This window comes from Inquilinus sp. NPDC058860 (assembly GCF_042743185.1).
GTDB lineage: Bacteria > Pseudomonadota > Alphaproteobacteria > DSM-16000 > Inquilinaceae > Inquilinus.
On record NZ_JBHYMS010000005.1, the window covers coordinates 101,741 to 118,276 of the forward strand.

Below are 16,536 nucleotides of genomic sequence, written 5' to 3' on the forward strand. Positions count from 1 at the left end.
CAGGCCGAGCCTGCAGCACACCGAATGCCGCAGCCGTAGGTTGGGTTCGCCGATGGCGAACCCAACGAGCGGGCCGTCGACATGTTGGGTTCGCGGACGCGAACCCAACCTACAGGACTGCGGCTCAATACGGGCAGTCGACGTCACCGGTCTCGACATAGACGCTCTTCAGCTGAGTGTAGTGCTCGAGCGCGGCGAGGCCGTTCTCGCGGCCGAGTCCGGACTGCTTGTATCCGCCGAACGGGATCTCGACCGGGGTGATGTTGTAATTGTTGATCCAGCAGGTGCCGGCCTGCAGCCGGGCGACGACGCGATGGGCGCGGGCCAGATCACGGGTGAACACGCCGGCCGCCAGCCCGTATTCCGTGGCGTTGGCGCGGCGCACCGCCTCGTCCTCGTCGGCGAAGGTCAGCACCGTCATCACCGGGCCGAAGATCTCCTCCCGCACGATCGACATGTCGTCGTGGCAGGCGTCGAAGATCGCCGGCTCGATGAAATAGCCGCCGGCCAGCGACGGGTCGGAGGGGGCGCGGCCGCCGCAGACCAGGCGGGCGCCGGCCTTCACCCCGGCTTCGACATAGCCCAGCACCTTGGCCCGATGCTCGGCCGAGATCAGGGCGCCGACCTGGGTCGCCGGATTCATCGGATCGCCGATCCGCATCCGCTCGGTGCGGGCCGCCAACGCGTCCATGAAGCGATTGTGCAGCGACGTCTCGACGAACACCCTTGTGCCGTTCGAGCAGATCTCGCCCTGGGTGTAGAAGTTCGCCATCATCGCCGCCTTCACCGCGTTCTCGACATCGGCGTCGGCGAAGATGATCAGCGGCGACTTGCCGCCCAGCTCCATGGTCACGTGCTTCATCGCGCCGGCGGCGGCCGCCGCGACCTTGCGGCCGGTCGGCACCGACCCGGTCAGCGACACCTTGGCGACGTCGGGGTGCGTGACCAGGGCCTGGCCGACATCGCCCTTGCCCTGGACCACGTTGAAGACGCCGGGCGGCAGGCCGGCCTCGGCGAAGATTCCGGCCAGCGCCACCGCGGTCATCGGCGTCAGCTCGGACGGCTTGAACACCATGGTGTTGCCGCAGGCCAGCGCCGGGCCGGACTTCCAGCAGGCGATCTGCAGCGGGTAGTTCCAGGCCCCGATGCCGGCGACGACGCCGAGCGGCTCGCGCCGCGTATAGGCGAAGGCGCGGCCGAAATCGTGATGCGTGCCGTGCAGCGACGGCGCCAGCCCGGCGAAGTACTCGATCGCGTCGGCGCCGGAATCGATGTCCACCGCCAGCGCCTCGGCGATCGGCTTGCCGGTGTCCTCGACCTCCATCCGCGCCAGCCGGTCGCGGTTGGCGCGCAAGAGGCGCACCGCCTCGCGCAGGATGCGGCCGCGCTGGGTGCCGGTCATACCGGCCCAGCCGTCGAAGGCGGCCTTTGCGGCAGCCACGGCGCGGTCGACATCGGCGGGGGAGGCGGCGGCGACCCGGCCGATCGCCTGCCCGGTCGCCGGGTTGATGGTGTCGAACGGCGTGCCGCCGCCCGCGACCGCCTGTCCGCCGATATGCAGCCCGATCTCGACCATGGCGTTCTCCTGTTTCAGCGCTGCGCCGTCTGCCAGTCGGGCGCTTCGTAGACCGGGGCGTTGGAGGGCGGCAATGGTTCGCGGCCCAGGATGATGTCGGCCGCCTTCTCGCCGATCATGATGGTCGGCGCATTCAGGTTGCCGCTGACGACCGAGGGCATGATCGAGGCGTCGACCACGCGCAGCCCCTCCAGACCGCGCACCCGGGTCTCGGGGTCGACCACCGCCATCTCGTCGACGCCCATCTTGCAGGTGCAGGAGGGGTGATAGGCACTGTCCGCCTTGGCCCGGATGAAGGCGTCGATCTCGTCATCGGTGCGCACCGAGGCGCCGGGCGCGATCTCCGGCCCGCGATACGGATCGAAGGCGCTCTGGGCGAAGATCTCGCGGGTCAGCCTGACGCAGGCGCGCATGTCGGCGCGGTCCTCCTCGGTGGTCAGGTAGTTCGGCTGCAGGATCGGCTTGGCCCGCGGGTCGGCCGAGCGCAGCTCGACCCAGCCCCGCGAGGTGGCGCGCATGGTGCCGGCATGGGCCTGGAAGGCGTGCCGGTCGCCCGGCTGGCGGCCGTGGTCGTTCACCACCGACGGCAGGAAATGATACTGGATGTCCGGGTGCCGGACGCCGGCGCGCGAGCGGATGAAGCCGCCGGCCTCGAGATGGGCCGAGGTGCAGAGGCCGCTGCGGAACATGAACCACTCCACCCCGACCTTCGCCTTGAACAGCGGATTCTCGACGCTGTAGAGGGTGATCGGCTTCTTGCACTCGTACTGGATGTACAGCTCCAGATGGTCCTGGAGATTGCGGCCGACACCGGGCAGGTCGTGCACCACGGCGATGCCGTGCCGGCGCAGCTGGTCGGCCGGGCCGACGCCGGACAGCATCAGCAGCTGCGGCGAGTTGATGGCGCCGCCGCACAGGATCACCTCGCGCGCGGCACGGGCGGTGCGCACCTGCCCGGCCTGGGCGTATTCGACGCCGACGGCGCGGCGGCCCTCGAACAGGATCCGGGTGCTCAGCGCCCCGGTCTCGATGGTCAGGTCGGGCCGCGACCGGATCGGCTTCAGATAGGCCTTGGCGGCCGACCAGCGTTCGCCCTGATGGATCGTCATGTCCATCTTGCCGAAGCCTTCCTGCTGGTAGCCGTTCATGTCCGCGGTGAACGGATACCCGGCCTGCTGCCCGGCCTGGACGAAGGCGTCGAACAGCGGGTTCGGCTGGCTGCCGGTCGAGACCCTGAGCGGCCCGTCGGAGCCGCGATAGTCGTCGCCGCCCTTGGCCCGGGTCTCGGCCCGGCGGAAATAGGGCAGCACCTCGGCATAGGACCAGCCGGCGGCGCCTTCCTCCGCCCAGCGGTCGTAGTCATAGGCATGGCCGCGGACATAGACCATGGCATTGAGCGAGGAGGAGCCGCCGAGCACCCGGCCGCGCGGCCAGTACATGCGGCGGTTGTCCATTGCCGGCTGCGGCTCGGTCTCGTAGTACCAGTTGTACTTGTCGTCGCCGAGATTGTAGGTCAGCGCCGCCGGCATGTGGATCTTCCAGGTCCGGTCCTCGGGCCCGGCCTCCAGCACCAGCACGCGGCGGCCGGGCTCGGCCGACAGCCGGTTGGCGAGGACGCAGCCGGCCGAGCCGGCGCCGACGATCACGTAGTCGAATTCTGTCGTCATGGCTTCCACTCCTGCGGCTGCGGCCGCATGCTAGCGGGGCGGGGCCGGGCGATGAGGCCGGTTTGCGTCACGCCATGCCGGAAATCGGCCAGCGGCGACGCCGAAGCCGTCGTTAGACTCGCGCGGAGGCGCTTTGCCGCTGGTCCTGCGGCTTGGCCGACCCCGTAACGAATGAAAATTGTAAGACAGGCGGGCAAACAGGAGAGTTGCATCATGATGTCGTGGCGTTTGAGCGGGCTGGTGCTGGGCCTGGCCCTGGCCGCCGGGACGGCCCAGGCGGCCGATCCGGCGAGCTGCCGGAAGGTGCGGTTCTCCGATGTCGGCTGGACCGACATCACCGCGACCACCGGGGTGGCCTCGACCGTCCTGAAGGGGCTGGGCTACGAGCCCTCGGCCGAGGTGCTGTCGGTCCCGGTCACCTACGTCTCGCTGAAGAACAAGAACATCGACATCTTCCTCGGCAACTGGATGCCGACCCAGGCGGCGGATATCCAGCCTTATCTCGACGACAAGTCGGTCGAGAACGTGCGCGTCAACCTCGAGGGAGCGAAATACACCCTGGCCGTGCCGGACTACGTCTTCGAGGGTGGGGTGAAGGATTTTGCCGATCTGGCGAAGAGCGGCGACAAGTTCGACAAGAAGATCTACGGCATCGAACCCGGCAACGACGGCAACCGGCAGATCCAGTCGATGATCGACAAGGATGCCTTCGGTCTGAAGGACTGGCAGCTGGTCGAATCGAGCGAGCAGGGCATGCTGTCCCAGGTGGACCGGGCAATCCGGCGCAAGGAATGGATCGTGTTCCTCGGCTGGGCGCCGCACCCCATGAACAAGAACTTTACGCTGCAGTACCTGTCGGGCGGCGACGACTTCTTCGGACCGAACTACGGCGGCGCCACGGTGCTGACCAACGTCCGCGCCGGCTATCGGACGGACTGCCCGAATGTCGGCAAGCTGCTGGACAACCTGGTCTTCTCGCTCGAGATCGAGAACGCCGTGATGGCCGGCATCCTCGACGAGGGCAAGACCGGCGACCAGGCGGCCGCCGCCTATCTCAAGGCCAACCCGGATGTGCTGACCCCCTGGCTGGCCGGTGTGACCACCTTCGACGGCAAGGACGGCCTCGCTGCGGTCAAGGCGTCGCTCGGTCTCTAAGTTCACCTGACGGACGCGCCGCCGCCCCGGCGGCGCGTCGTCCAAACGTCCGGAACAAGAAGGACGCCGCATGGACGAGCTGAGCGCGCTGCTGTCCCAGAAGATCCCGCTCGGGCTGTGGATCAAGCACCTGACGGATTTCCTGACCGACAATTTCGCCAGCGTCTTCGACGCCATCTCGATCGGCCTGGGCACCGCGATCGAATGGCTGATCGACGTGTTCCTGTGGCCGCCGCCGCTGGTCTTCATCGCCCTCGTCGCCGTCCTCGCCTATGTGCTGCACCGGCGCTGGCAACTGGTCGTGATGGTCGTGATCGGCCTGCTGCTGATCCTCAATCTCGGCTACTGGACCGAGACCATGCAGACCCTGGCGCTCGTGATCAGCGCCACTTTCCTGTCGCTGATGATCGGCATCCCGATCGGCATCCTCTGCGCCCACCGGCCGCTGGTCTATGCCGTGATCCGGCCGATCCTCGACCTGATGCAGACGCTGCCGACCTTCGTCTACCTGATCCCGACCCTGATCCTGTTCGGCCTCGGCGTGGCGCCGGGCCTGATCTCGACCGTGGTCTTCGCCGTGGCCGCGCCGATCCGCCTGACCTATCTCGGCATCCACGGCGTGCCCAGCCCGCTGCTCGAGGCCGGCGAGGCCTTCGGCGCCACCAGGCGGCAGCTGCTGTTCAAGGTCGAGCTGCCGCACGCCCTGCCGACGATCATGGCCGGGCTGACCCAATGCATCATGCTGTCGCTGTCGATGGTGGTGATCGCCGCGCTGGTCGGGGCCGACGGCCTGGGCAAGCCGGTGGTGCGCGCCCTCAACTCGGTGAACGTCCCGATGGGCTTCGAAGCCGGCCTGTGCATCGTCATCCTGGCCGTGATCCTCGACCGTCTGGTGAAAAGCGAACGGCCCGTCGGAGGGGCGCACTGATGTCCGATACGCGTCCCGCCGTCCATTTCAACGCCGTCGACGTGATCTTCGGGCCGACGCCGAAGCGGGCGCTGGCCCTGCTCGATCAAGGCCGTACACGGGCCGAGATCCAGGCCGAGACCGGTGACACCCTGGCGGTCGCGGGCGCCGAGCTCTCCGTCCCGCCGGGCGAGCTGTGCGTGCTGATGGGCCTGTCCGGCTCCGGCAAGTCGTCGCTGCTGCGCTGCGTCAACGGCCTCAACAAGGTCACGCGTGGCCGCATGATCGTGCGCTGTGACGGGCAGGAGGTCGACGTCGCCAGCTGTGACGAGACCACCCTGCGCAGGCTGCGGGCCGACTGGGTGTCGATGGTGTTCCAGCAATTCGCGCTGATGCCCTGGCGCACCATCCGGGACAATGTCGGCCTCGGGCTCGAGCTGCGCGGCATGCCGAAGGCCGAGCGCGACCGGGTGGTGAACGAGAAGCTGGCGCTGGTCCATCTCGACAAATGGGCCGGCAAGTACCCGCGCGAGCTGTCGGGCGGCATGCAGCAGCGTGTCGGCCTGGCCCGCGCCTTCGCCACCGATGCCGACATCCTCTTGATGGACGAGCCGTTCTCGGCGCTCGACCCCTTGATCCGCACCCATCTGCAGGACGAGCTCTTGGAGCTGCAGCGCCGGCTGAAGAAGACCATCATCTTCGTCAGCCACGACCTCGACGAGGCGCTGAAGATCGGCAACCGGATCGTGATCATGGAATCCGGCCGCATCGTCCAGGTCGGCACGCCGGAGGAGATCGTCACCAGGCCGGCCGACGACTACGTCGCCAATTTCGTCGCCCATGTGAACCCGCTCAACGTGCTGCGGGCCGAGGCGCTGATGACGCCGCTCGACCTGCTGCCGCGCGACGGCAATTCGATCCTGGTCGACAAGGCGAAGACCTGCCGCTGCCGGATCGACGATCTCGGCCGGCCGATCGAGGTGCTGCAGGACGACCGGCCGCTGGAGATCGCCGACGGCATCATCAACGGCGTTGTGCCGGGGCAGATCGCGACCATGCCGGTTCATGCCTCGATGCGCCGTTTCATCGCCGCGCATGAAGCGACGCGGCAGCCGATCCTCGTGCTCGACGATGACGGCCGGCTGATCGGCAAGGTCGGGGAAAGCGAGCTTGTGGCTCGGCTGTTGCGAGGAAAAGAGGCTTAGAAACAATGAATTAAGTAACGAAATTGTCGTATTAGTTTAATTTTCCTGTCTCTGGCGTTGATCTATCCAGGCTCATGGCGGCAAAACACGGCAATAAATGGATTGTCTCCCCCGGCGGCTTTCGATATACATAAAGAGCGCATCCAATGGCCGCCAGGTCACACTAAAAATTGCCATGTCTCAGGCAATTGCGACGTGCGCGACCCTAGGGACTAGGGGGCGGGGAGTCAGACAAAAATTCAATGTGGGGTGTTTCGCCGGTTGCGGCGGCGGGACATGTTCTGCTCCTTTGTTTCGGTTTTCTGGGGGTACAGGAATATGCAGTCCGACAGCTTCGTCGATACTGCCGCTGTAGATATTTCCGCAGAGACGCCGATCCGGACGGCACGGGTCGGCATGGCGGCTAAGCGGTTGATGGATATCGTATTATCGGTCGTCTTCCTGGTTTTGTTTTCGCCGTTGTTTCTGGTCTGCGCGGCCATGATCCGGCGTTCCGGCCGGGGAATTTTCTATAGTGACCGCCGGGTGGGGCGCGACGGCAAGATTTTCTACTGCCACAAATTCAGGACGATGGTTCCCAACGCAAACAAGCTGTTGGCGGATCTTCTTCAGAAAGACCCTGAACTGCGACGGGAATGGGAATCCGGCTTCAAGCTGAAGCGGGACCCGCGCGTGACCGCGATCGGCCGCTTCCTGCGCAAGACCAGCCTCGACGAGCTGCCGCAGCTGTTCAACGTGCTCAAGGGCGATATGAGCCTGGTCGGACCGCGGCCGATGTTCGAGGAGGAGCAGGAGCGCTGGGGGGCGGCGATCCATTACTATTACAGCACCCGGCCCGGCATGACCGGCGTCTGGCAGATCTCCGGCCGCAGCGACATCGGCTACGAGACCAGGATCCGCCTCAATGTCGAATATGTGCGGAACTGGACCCTCCGGCGGGACATCGTGATCCTGCTCAAGACCCCGAAGGTCTTCCTGCCCCGCGCCGGCGCCTACTAGCCGATCCGAGCCCGGCCGGCGGCAGCCCCGCCCGGCGAACGACCGATACGGCCCCCGGAAGGGGGCCGTGCCCGTTCCGGCTCGCGGCCGCTTCCGACTCGCCGCGCCCGGAGCTATAGGAGGGCGCGAACCGATGCGGAGGATGCCGGCCCGTGCCCAAAGTGTTTCGTCTGTTCCTGCTGCTGGTCCTGGTGGCCACCCTGCCCGGGCATGCGGCCCGGGCCCAGGCCGGGGCTGCGGCGACCCGCAGCGGCCTGCCGGCCGGCGACATCGCCTACATCGTGTTCGACGCGCAGAGCGGCCAGCTGATCGACAGCGCCCAGCCGACGCGGCCGATGATACCGGCCTCGACCATGAAGGTGGCGAGCATGCTGGCGGCGATCGAGATCCTCGGCGCCGATCACCGCTTCACCACCGTCGTCGCTGCCGACGGCTCCGTTGCGGGCGGCGTGCTGAACGGCGACCTGGCCCTGATCGGCGGCGGCGATCCCACCCTCGACATCAATGACCTCGCCGACCTGGTCGGTCAGGTCCGGCAGGCCGGCATCACCAGGGTGACCGGCCGCTTCGTCGTCGACGACACGGTGCTGCAGACCCTGCCGTTCCTCGACCCGCTGCAGCCCCTGGCCGCCTCCTACAACCCCGGGCTCTCGGGCCTGGCCGTCAACTTCAACGCCCTGCGTGTGAGCTGGCAGACGCGGCAGGGGCGCATGGACGCCCGGGCCGACGCGGTGGCGGACGGGCGCAACGTCACGCTGCCCTGGGTCGATGTCAGCGAGGGTGCGGCCACGCCCTATCGTCCGGTCGAGGGCCATGAAGGCTGGATCCTGTCGGCGCGCCTGCCGGACAAGGGCTCCGACCTGCTGCCGATCCGCTATCCGGCGGCCGCCGCGGCCGAGATCTTCCGGTCCTTCGCGCGCGATGCCGGCATCGCCCTGCCGGCCCCGGCGATCGGGTCGCGCACGGCGGAGGGGACGATCATCGCCCGGCATGACAGCGAGACGCTGCCGGCGATCGTCACCCGCGTCCTGAAATACAGCAACAACCTGTCGGCCGAGATGATCGGCATGATGGCGGCGCGGCAGGCCCTGGGCCGCAGCAGCATCGCCCAGGGGGAGGCGGGCCGCACGCTGGCCGCCTGGTGGGCGCAGAAGCTGCCGCAGGTCGACTGGAGCGGGCTGTCGATTCCTGGGGCATCCGGCCTCAGCACCGCCGCCCGGATCTCGCCGGTGCAGATGGCGGCCGTGCTGATCGAGGGCAACCGCGTCGGCCTGCCGGCGCTGATGCCGGAGCGGCCGGACGGAGGGGCCGAGGCCGGCAACGGCGAGCCGCCGCCGCTCCCGGCCGGCCGGTTGCGGGCGAAGACCGGTACCATGGGCTATGTCCGTGGCCTGGCCGGCTATCTGTCGGCCAACAGCGGCCGGCAGCTCGGCTTCGCCATCTTCATCGTCGACGAGGCGCAGCGCGCCGCGGCCGACGCGGCGACCGACCCTTATGTCCTCACCGTGTCGCAGCCGGCCCGGCGCTGGCTCGGCCGGGCGCGGGCGGCCGAGCGCGATCTGCTGCGGCAGTGGGCGGCCGCCTACTGACGGCTACAGCAGGTCGCGCAGCCGGTACCAGGCCATCGCCAGGACCAGGGCCGGCATGCGCAGCAGCCGGCCGCCCGGGAAGGGCTGGTGCGGGATCCGGGCGAAGACGTCGAAGCGGTCGGCCTGGCCGCGGATCGCTTCGGCCATCACCCGGCCGGCCATGCCGGTCAGCAGCACGCCGTGGCCGGAGAAGCCCTGGGCGAAGAAGATGTGCGGCGCCACCCGGCCGAAATGCGGCGTGCGGTTCAGGGTGATGCCGACATGGCCGCCCCAGCAGAACTCGACCTTCTTCCCGGCCAGGCGGGGCAGGGTGCGGACCATGGTCCGCCGCATGGTCTCGGCCAGGCGCCGCGGCTCGTAGCCGGAATAGCTGACGCCGCCGCCGAACAGCATCCGGGTGTCGTGCCCCAGCCGGTAGTAGTTCAGCACGAAGTTGATGTCGGCGACGGCGAAGCCCGACGGGATGGCCTGCTGCGCCAGCGCCTCGCCCAAGGGCTCGGTGGCGATGATGTAGGTGCCGACCGGCATCACCCGCGACCGGATCGTGCGGTCGACATCGGCCGACAGCGCCGGCAGATAGGCATTGCCGCAGAGCGCCACGAAATCGGCGGTGATCCGCCCCTTCGGCGTCTCCGCCACCGCCGGCGTTCCCTGGTCCAGCCGTGTGACCGGCGTGTCCTCGAAGATGCGCACGCCGAGCGACCGCGCGGCCTCGGCCAGGCCGAGCGCATAGTTCAGCGGGTGCAGCTGGCCGCTGCCGCTGTCGAGCAGCCCGCCGACATAGCCGGGGGCATCGACCAGCGTCCGGACCTCGGCCCGCGTCAGCATCCGGCCCTGGTGGTAGCCGAGCCCCTCCCACTCGGCCAGATGGGCCTCCAGCTCTTCCATGTGCCGCCGCTTCAGCGCGCCCAGCACATAACCCCAGCGCAGGTCGCAGTCGATGCCGTGGCGCTCGACGCGCTGCCGCAGGATCGCCTTGGCCTCCTCCGACATGTCCCACAGCTTGCGGGCATCGTCGCGGCCGACCCAGCGGGCGATGGTGCCGATCTCCTTGTTGAAGCCGGTGACCGCCTGGCCGCCGTTGCGGCCGGAAGCGCCCCAGCCGACCCGCCGGGCTTCGACCAGCACGACGTCGAGGCCGCGTTCCCTCAGCTCGATCGCGGTGCTGAGGCCGGTGTAGCCGCCGCCGACCACCAGCACATGGCAGCGGAGGTCCCCATCCAAAGACGGGAAGCGGAGATCGCGGTTGGCGGTGGCGGCGTACCAGGAGCGGACATGGCCCCCCGGGTGGGCTCGTTGCATGACACGGTTTTGCTGGCCTCGGATGGCGCCTTCAATAGCCTGCGCCGGGCCGGGGCGGCCAGCCGGCCAGACGCCCGGTCCGTCATGTCCTCCCCGCATGACCGCAGCCCAGGGCTGCCCGGATGGCTGTTCGCTTGTCCCAGCCGGACCGAAGGGTGAAAATAGGACCATAAGCCGTGACCCCGGAGTGGCCCTTGCCGGTGCGCATGCAGATACGCGAGGTGGTGGAGGCGACGGTCCTGACCTTCGTGCTGGCGGTGCTCGGCATCGCCACGCGGGGGCTGGAACCGCTCGCCCTGTTCTGGCCGGCGAACGGCGCCCTGATCGCCTGGTTCGTGCGCCGCCCCACCCGCCGGCATCCGCTCTGCTGGGCCGGTGTGGCCGTCGCCTTCATCGCTGCCGATCTGTGCTACGGGCGCAGCCTCTCGCTGGCCGCGGTCCTGCTGTTGTCCAACCTCGCCGAGATCGCCGCCGGGCTGCTCCTGCTGGCGCCGCTGGGGCCGGAGGACCGGGAGCTCGACCATCCCTCCGCGGTGCTGCGCGTGGGCGGCGCATGCATCATCTCGGCCCTGGCCGGCGGCATCGTCTCGGCGCTCGGCTTCGCCCTGCTCGGCGACATGGCAATCCTGCTGAACACCGGAACCTGGTGGATGTCGGAGATCGCGGCCCTGGCGGCGGTGCTTCCGCTGGCGCTGACCCTGCCGTCGCGGCCATGGCCGTCCGGCTGGCTCTCCCGTGCCGTCCGCCTGGATCTGCCGGAGCTGGCGGGGCCTCTGGCGCTGCTGGTCCTGATGGCGGCTCTGGGCGTGGCCACCGGCGGGATCGGGACCACCGGATACCTGCTGCTGCCCCTGATCTGGTCGGCGATGCGGGCCGGCATCTTCGCCACCACGGTGCTGGCCGCGCTGGCCGGGCTGTGGATCTTCGCGGCCCTCGGCCTCGGCCTCGACCGGCTGCCGTCGCAGACCCTGGCCGAGGATCCGCTGCGGATCCTGCTGTCCGTCCGCCTGTCCGTCGCGCTGATCTCCCTGGCCGCCGTCCTGGTCGCCAGCATCATGGCGACGCGCCGGCGGATCGAGCTGCGGCTGGCCGAGAGCGAGAATCGCCTGGCCCTGGCCTTCGAGGGCACCCATGACGGCATCTGGGATCTGGAGGTGCCGTCCCGCCAGCTCTCCATCCTCGACGCCATCTCGCTCACCGCCCGCAGCGGGGAGGCGCGGAGCCGGCCGCTCGACGACTGGCTGCGTCGGGTCCATCCGGAGGACCGCGAGCGTGCGACGGTGGCGCTGGAGGAGCATCTGGCCGGCCGATCCCCGGGCTGCGTCGTCGAATATCGCTGGCCGGCGCCGGATGGCCGCTGGATCTGGCTGCTGGCACGGGGGCGGGCGGTCGAGCACGACGCCGCAGGCCGGCCGCTGCGCGTCGTCGGTTCCTTCATGGACGTCTCCGCCCGCAAGGCGCTGGAGCAGAAGATCGAATACATGGCCAACCACGACGCGTTGACCGGGCTGGCGAACCGGCATGCGCTGGACGCGGCGCTGCGCGACCGGATCGCGGCCTATCGCGGCCGATCGGCCGGCGCCGTGCTGATGGTGATCGATCTCGACGGCTTCAAGGCGGTCAATGACGGACACGGCCATCTGGCCGGCGACGCCGTGCTGCGCGCACTGGCGCAGCGCCTGCAGGAGATCCTGCCGGAGGAGATTGTGGCGGCGCGGATCGGCGGCGACGAGTTCGCCCTGATCGGCGGCGAGCTGGGCGACCGAGAGGTCGAAGCCCTCGCCGGCCGGATCGAATCGGCCCTGGCCGCCCCGATTCCCGTCGGGGCCGGGGCGGTCTCGGTCGGCGCCAGCATCGGCTGGGCCTTCCTGCCCGCCGATGCCGAGGACGAGCACGGGCTGTCGGCCGTGGCCGACAGCCGGCTCTATGCGGCGAAGCAGCGGCTCCGGCGCGGTGCGGCGACGGAGCCGCCGTCGCGCGCCTCGGCTTAGCCCCCTCGGCTCAGCCTGATGGGCTAGGCGGCACGGCGCCAGGCCGGGAAGGGGTCGGGCAGGTCGGCCCAGCCCGCCGGGTCGAAGTCCGCGGCAGTGCGGGGGGCGACCAGGCAGGCGTCCAGGTCGCGCCGGATCGCCGCCTGGTCCATGCCGATGCCGATGAACACCAGCTCCTGCCGCCGATCGCCGAACACCGGGTCCCAGCGGGCTTCGATCATCCGGCGCATCTCCGGATCCTGTGGCCAGCGGTCCCGCGGGACGGCCGCCCACCAGAAGCCGATCGCCTCGTGCCGCAGGAAGGCGCCGGCCTGGCTCATCTCGCCGACCCAGCCGGGCCGCGTCGCCAGCCAGAAATGGCCCTTGGAGCGGATCACGCCGGGCCAGGTCTGCTGGAAGGCGGCATGCAGCCGGGCCGGATGGAAGGGGCGGCGGGCCCGGTAGACGAAGCTCTCGACGCCGTATTCCAGCGTCTCCGGCCTGTGCTCGGCGAACTGGTACAGCTCCTTGAACCAGAGCGGGTGCTCGCGGGCCCGGTCGAAGTCGAAGCGGCCGGTGCCGAGGATCGACTCCAGGGCGACGGCGCCGAAATTCGCCTCGACGATCGCCGCCTCCGGGTTCAGCCCGGCGATGATGCGGCGGACCATCTGCCGCTGCTCCGGCGTCGCCGTGTCGATCTTGTTGACCACCACCACGTCGGCGAACTCGATCTGGTCGACCAGCAGGTCGACCAGGGTGCGGCCATCCTGGTCGCCGGCGGTCTCGCCCCGGTCGCGCAGGAAGTCGGTCGAGCCGAAATCGGCCAGCAGGTTGGCGGCGTCGACCACCGTCACCATGGTGTCGATGCGGGCGACGTCGCCCAGCGAGGCGCCGTCCTCGTCCCGGAAGTCGAAGGTCGCGGCCACGGGCAGCGGCTCGGAGATGCCGGTCGATTCGATCACCAGGCAGTCGAAGCGGCCCTGCTCGGCCAGGCGCCGGACCTCGCGCAGCAGGTCGTCGCGCAGGGTGCAGCAGATGCAGCCGTTGGTCATCTCCACCAGGGTCTCGCTGGTCCGGCTGAAATCGGCATCGCCGCTGCGGACCAATTCGGCGTCGATGTTCACCTCGCTCATGTCGTTGACGATGACCGCGACCCGAAGGCCCTCGCGGTTGCGCAGGATGTGGTTGAGCAGCGTCGTCTTGCCGGCGCCGAGGAAGCCGGACAGGACGGTGACGGGGAGGCGGGCGTCCGGCCGCATGGTCACGACACCCACCGGCGCGGGGCGGGGCCGGCCGCGGCCTCGTCCAGGCGCAGCCCCAGCGCCAGCGATCCCAGCAGCTCGGCGCAGCGTGACGTGCCGTGGACAGCGACCAGCCGCGGCATGGCCTCGGTCAGCAGCGCCGAGGACAGGGCGGCCGCGGACAGCCCGACGGCTTCCAGCTCGGCCATCAGGCGGCGGATCTCGCCGGTCGCGCGGGTGAATCCGGCCGGGGTGTGGATGCCGGGGGCGATCTGTTCGAGGGTCTGGTGCGGCTGGTCTGGCATGGCTTCCGTCCGATTATTTTAATGTTATATCATAACAATCCGGACGCAAGCCCCTGTCGCGAGGCCTGCGGTCGCACGTGTCGGAGGGGCCGGCTCCGGTCAGCCGGCGGCGCGCGGCCGGCAGCCCTCGGGCTTGAGCACCCGGATGGTGGAAGCAGGATGCCGGGCCAGCGCCGCCGCCGGCCTGACCGGCCGGGGGGCGAAGCTGCCGCCGCAGTTCGGGCAGCGGCCGCCCAGCACCGTCTCGGCGCAGCTCGCGCAGAAGGTGCATTCGAAGCTGCAGATTAGCGCGTCTTGCGACTCGGGCGGCAAATCCTTGTCGCAGCATTCGCAGTTCGGGCGCAGCCCAAGCATTCGATCCTCCTCGACGCGGATTGCCCCGCCTGGGGCGGCAGGGCGCGGGCGGTTGGCTCACCGCCAGAATCATACAAATCCTTAATGTGCCGACAATCGCTGCAAAAGGGGCGCCTGCTATGTCAGTATCCATCGACCAGACTGGAGATCTCGATGCGCGTCAGCCGAATTGACAACCCCGAAAAGCGAATGCTCGGTTGGCTCGTGCGGTATTCGGTCGCGGGGCGGCACACGCGCAAGTTCTTCTCCGACCTGGTCCACGGGTCGTCGGCCAAGGCGAAGGCCGCCGCCGAGGCATTCGCGCTGGAGCATCTCGACGAGCATCACGAGATCCGGTCGCTGCGGACGCGGCTGCTGCCGCGCAGGAACACGCCGCACGGCGTGCCGGGCGTCTCGCGCTATGTCCGTCCCGGCGGGACCTCCGCCTTCTGGACGGCCTACTGGACGCAGGACGGCGTGCGCCGGCAGAAGAAGTATTCCATCGCCCTGCTCGGCGAGCGCGAGGCGCGGGAGCTGGCCTTCGCGACCCGCGCCGAGATGACCGCAGGCAATCAGGAGCGGCTGACCGAGCTGCTCGAGGTCCATGCACCCGACCGCAAGGCCGCGGCCCAGCGGCCGAACCACCCGGAACCCGCGGCCGCGGTCCGGCCGCTGGAGGTGCCGGCCCGGCATTCCCCCAGGCCGGCGACCGTCGCGGCCGGCCCGGAGGAGCGCCGGAAACGGGCCTAGCCCACGTCAGACCTTGCTCAGGTACCAGTCGTATTCGAGCTGGCTGATCTGGGAGAAGAACTTGTCCCGCTCGGCCCATTTCAGGGCCAGGTAGACGTCGAGGAACCGGCGGCCGAAATACTCGTTGAAGAAGGCCGAGCCGTCGAGCTGCTCCAGCGCCACGATCCAGGACGAGGTCAGGGTCGGCTCGATCTTGTCATAGGCGCTGCCCTGGATCGGCGGGCCCGGATCGATCTGCCGCCTGATGCCGTAATGCGCCCCGGCCAGCACCGCCGCGACCACCAGATAGGGGTTGCTGTCGGCGCCGGCGACGCGGTGCTCGACCCGGCGGTCCTCCGGCTTGCCCGGCGGAATGCGCAGCGACACGCTGCGGTTGTTGGCGGCCCAGGTCGGCGCGTGCGGCACGTAGGAGTTCGGCTGGAACCGGCGGAAGGCGTTCTGGTTCTGGGCGAACACCGCCATGCCCTCGGCCATGGTGGCGCCGAGGCCGCCGATGGCGTGGCGCAGCATCGGGGTGCCGTGCGGGTCCTCCGCGGCGAACAGGCTCGCGCCGGCGGCGTCCAAGAGGCTCATATGGATGTGGAAGCCGCTGCCCGCCTGGTCCGGATAAGGCTTGGCCATGAAGGTGGCCTCGACCCCGTGCTTGGCCGCGACCGACCGGACCACGCGCTTGAACAGCACGGCGTCGTCGCAGGCCTCGAGCGGGTCGTCGACATGGCGCAGATTGATCTCGTACTGCCCCGGGGCGTATTCCGAGACCAGGCTGTCGACCGGGATGCCCTGCGCCACGCAGGTGTCGTAGATCTCGTGCAGCAGGTCGTTGAAATCATACAGCTCGTCGATGCCGTAGACCTGGGTGGTGTCCTGGCGCTTGCCGCTGATCGGCGACACCGGCGGCCGCGGCCGCCCGTCCTCGCCGCGCTTGCGGTCGACCAGGTAGAATTCGAGCTCCACCGCCACCACCGGGTGCAGCCCGTCGTCCCGCAGCCGGCGGACGATGTTGGCCAGGACGGTGCGCGGATCGGCGAAGAAGGGCGAGCCGTCGAGGTCCCGCATCGCCAGCAGCACCTGGCCGGTCGGGCGCGACAGCCACGGCACCGGGTCGAGGGTGTGGGGGACGGGGAGGCAGTCGCGGTCCGCGTCGCCGTCGGCAAAGCCGAGGCCGGTCTCTTCGACCGTTTCGCCGGTGATGTCGGTGGCGAAGAGGGAGCCGGGGAAGGTCAGGCCGTCGCGGAAGATCTTGTCCAGCGTGCCGATCGGGACCTTCTTGCCGCGCAGGACGCCGCACATGTCGCAGACCAGGGCGTCGATGTGCGTGATGTCAGGAAATTGCGCGCGGAAATTCCTTACGATGTCGTTCGATGTGCGTTCATGCATTTGGTCACGCAATTGTTGCCACGAAGCTCTCATCCTCGCAGCCGGCCGTTACGTGTCAAGCCGGGCCGAGTCGGAGCGGCCATGCGGACACCGGTTTGTCCTTCCCACCCCCCCGGGGGGCTCGGCTATGGTGACCCGGCTGAAACGAGAAGCGGGGTCC

General features: G+C 69.2%; 14 protein-coding genes. 7 read left to right on the forward strand and 7 right to left on the reverse strand.

All coding sequences use genetic code 11. The annotated features are described in order from the left end of the window. Nucleotides 1-124: 124 nt before the first annotated feature. A complete protein-coding gene (gene betB / locus ACFW16_RS05340) occupies nucleotides 125-1,576 on the reverse strand; it encodes a betaine-aldehyde dehydrogenase (RefSeq protein ID WP_380302592.1) in 1,452 nt (483 codons plus the stop codon). Nucleotides 1,577-1,590: 14 nt separating this feature from the next. Then, nucleotides 1,591-3,243, reverse strand: coding sequence for a choline dehydrogenase (gene betA, locus ACFW16_RS05345; protein WP_380302594.1), 1,653 nt, complete (start codon nucleotides 3,241-3,243; stop codon nucleotides 1,591-1,593). A 213-nt stretch (nucleotides 3,244-3,456) separates the two neighbouring features. Between betA and ACFW16_RS05350 the strand changes: the two genes are divergently transcribed. The 5 genes from ACFW16_RS05350 (at nucleotide 3,457) to dacB (ending at nucleotide 9,098) form a co-directional block, all read left to right on the forward strand. Next, nucleotides 3,457-4,398, forward strand: coding sequence for a choline ABC transporter substrate-binding protein (locus ACFW16_RS05350; protein WP_380302596.1), 942 nt, complete (start codon nucleotides 3,457-3,459; stop codon nucleotides 4,396-4,398). Between the two features lie 70 nt (nucleotides 4,399-4,468). Beyond that, the gene (choW, locus tag ACFW16_RS05355) at nucleotides 4,469-5,326 is read left to right on the forward strand and encodes a choline ABC transporter permease subunit (RefSeq protein WP_380302598.1); all 858 of its coding nucleotides are present in this window, start codon (nucleotides 4,469-4,471) and stop codon (nucleotides 5,324-5,326) included. Then, nucleotides 5,326-6,510, forward strand: a complete 1,185-nt coding sequence (gene choV, locus ACFW16_RS05360; RefSeq protein ID WP_380302600.1) for a choline ABC transporter ATP-binding protein — start codon at nucleotides 5,326-5,328, stop codon at nucleotides 6,508-6,510. The genes choW and choV overlap by 1 nt, the downstream gene beginning before the upstream one ends. Nucleotides 6,511-6,828: 318 nt before the next feature. After that, on the forward strand, nucleotides 6,829-7,509 hold the full coding sequence (locus tag ACFW16_RS05365; RefSeq protein ID WP_380302602.1) for a sugar transferase: 681 nt from the start codon (nucleotides 6,829-6,831) through the stop codon (nucleotides 7,507-7,509). 152 nt (nucleotides 7,510-7,661) lie between these two features. After that, nucleotides 7,662-9,098, forward strand: a complete 1,437-nt coding sequence (dacB, locus tag ACFW16_RS05370; protein WP_380302604.1) for a D-alanyl-D-alanine carboxypeptidase/D-alanyl-D-alanine-endopeptidase — start codon at nucleotides 7,662-7,664, stop codon at nucleotides 9,096-9,098. A 3-nt stretch (nucleotides 9,099-9,101) separates the two neighbouring features. Here the strand turns inward: dacB and ACFW16_RS05375 are convergent, their stop codons facing one another. Beyond that, the gene (locus ACFW16_RS05375; RefSeq protein WP_380302606.1) at nucleotides 9,102-10,400 is read right to left on the reverse strand and encodes an NAD(P)/FAD-dependent oxidoreductase; all 1,299 of its coding nucleotides are present in this window, start codon (nucleotides 10,398-10,400) and stop codon (nucleotides 9,102-9,104) included. Nucleotides 10,401-10,576: 176 nt separating this feature from the next. Between ACFW16_RS05375 and ACFW16_RS05380 the strand changes: the two genes are divergently transcribed. Next, nucleotides 10,577-12,391, forward strand: a complete 1,815-nt coding sequence (locus ACFW16_RS05380) for a diguanylate cyclase domain-containing protein (RefSeq protein WP_380302608.1) — start codon at nucleotides 10,577-10,579, stop codon at nucleotides 12,389-12,391. Between the two features lie 23 nt (nucleotides 12,392-12,414). Here the strand turns inward: ACFW16_RS05380 and zigA are convergent, their stop codons facing one another. The 3 genes from zigA to ACFW16_RS05395 form a co-directional block, all read right to left on the reverse strand. Continuing rightward, nucleotides 12,415-13,629, reverse strand: a complete 1,215-nt coding sequence (gene zigA, locus ACFW16_RS05385; RefSeq protein ID WP_380302751.1) for a zinc metallochaperone GTPase ZigA — start codon at nucleotides 13,627-13,629, stop codon at nucleotides 12,415-12,417. A gap of 2 nt (nucleotides 13,630-13,631) precedes the next feature. Continuing rightward, nucleotides 13,632-13,916 carry a hypothetical protein gene (locus tag ACFW16_RS05390; RefSeq protein WP_380302610.1) on the reverse strand — a complete coding sequence of 95 codons (285 nt, stop codon included), beginning with the start codon at nucleotides 13,914-13,916 and terminating at the stop codon, nucleotides 13,632-13,634. Nucleotides 13,917-14,015: 99 nt separating this feature from the next. Further along, entirely contained in the window at nucleotides 14,016-14,270 is a 255-nt protein-coding gene (locus ACFW16_RS05395) for a DUF1272 domain-containing protein (RefSeq protein WP_380302612.1), read from the reverse strand. A 189-nt stretch (nucleotides 14,271-14,459) separates the two neighbouring features. Between ACFW16_RS05395 and ACFW16_RS05400 the strand changes: the two genes are divergently transcribed. Beyond that, nucleotides 14,460-14,999 carry an AP2/ERF family transcription factor gene (locus tag ACFW16_RS05400; protein WP_380302614.1) on the forward strand — a complete coding sequence of 180 codons (540 nt, stop codon included), beginning with the start codon at nucleotides 14,460-14,462 and terminating at the stop codon, nucleotides 14,997-14,999. Between the two features lie 6 nt (nucleotides 15,000-15,005). On the opposite strand, the gene ACFW16_RS05405 is transcribed toward ACFW16_RS05400, so the two are convergent. Continuing rightward, nucleotides 15,006-16,376, reverse strand: coding sequence for a glutamine synthetase family protein (locus ACFW16_RS05405; protein ID WP_380302615.1), 1,371 nt, complete (start codon nucleotides 16,374-16,376; stop codon nucleotides 15,006-15,008). Nucleotides 16,377-16,536 lie beyond the last annotated feature (160 nt).

Coding starts and splice junctions, on each gene's coding strand:
- betB (WP_380302592.1), bottom strand. CDS start 1,576: ATGGTCGAGATCGGGCTGCATATCGGCGGACAGGCGGTCGCGGGCGGC.
- betA (WP_380302594.1), bottom strand. CDS start 3,243: ATGACGACAGAATTCGACTACGTGATCGTCGGCGCCGGCTCGGCCGGC.
- ACFW16_RS05350 (WP_380302596.1), top strand. CDS start 3,457: ATGATGTCGTGGCGTTTGAGCGGGCTGGTGCTGGGCCTGGCCCTGGCC.
- choW (WP_380302598.1), top strand. CDS start 4,469: ATGGACGAGCTGAGCGCGCTGCTGTCCCAGAAGATCCCGCTCGGGCTG.
- choV (WP_380302600.1), top strand. CDS start 5,326: ATGTCCGATACGCGTCCCGCCGTCCATTTCAACGCCGTCGACGTGATC.
- ACFW16_RS05365 (WP_380302602.1), top strand. CDS start 6,829: ATGCAGTCCGACAGCTTCGTCGATACTGCCGCTGTAGATATTTCCGCA.
- ACFW16_RS05375 (WP_380302606.1), bottom strand. CDS start 10,400: ATGCAACGAGCCCACCCGGGGGGCCATGTCCGCTCCTGGTACGCCGCC.
- zigA (WP_380302751.1), bottom strand. CDS start 13,629: ATGCGGCCGGACGCCCGCCTCCCCGTCACCGTCCTGTCCGGCTTCCTC.
- ACFW16_RS05390 (WP_380302610.1), bottom strand. CDS start 13,916: ATGCCAGACCAGCCGCACCAGACCCTCGAACAGATCGCCCCCGGCATC.
- ACFW16_RS05395 (WP_380302612.1), bottom strand. CDS start 14,270: ATGCTTGGGCTGCGCCCGAACTGCGAATGCTGCGACAAGGATTTGCCG.
- ACFW16_RS05400 (WP_380302614.1), top strand. CDS start 14,460: ATGCTCGGTTGGCTCGTGCGGTATTCGGTCGCGGGGCGGCACACGCGC.
- ACFW16_RS05405 (WP_380302615.1), bottom strand. CDS start 16,376: ATGCATGAACGCACATCGAACGACATCGTAAGGAATTTCCGCGCGCAA.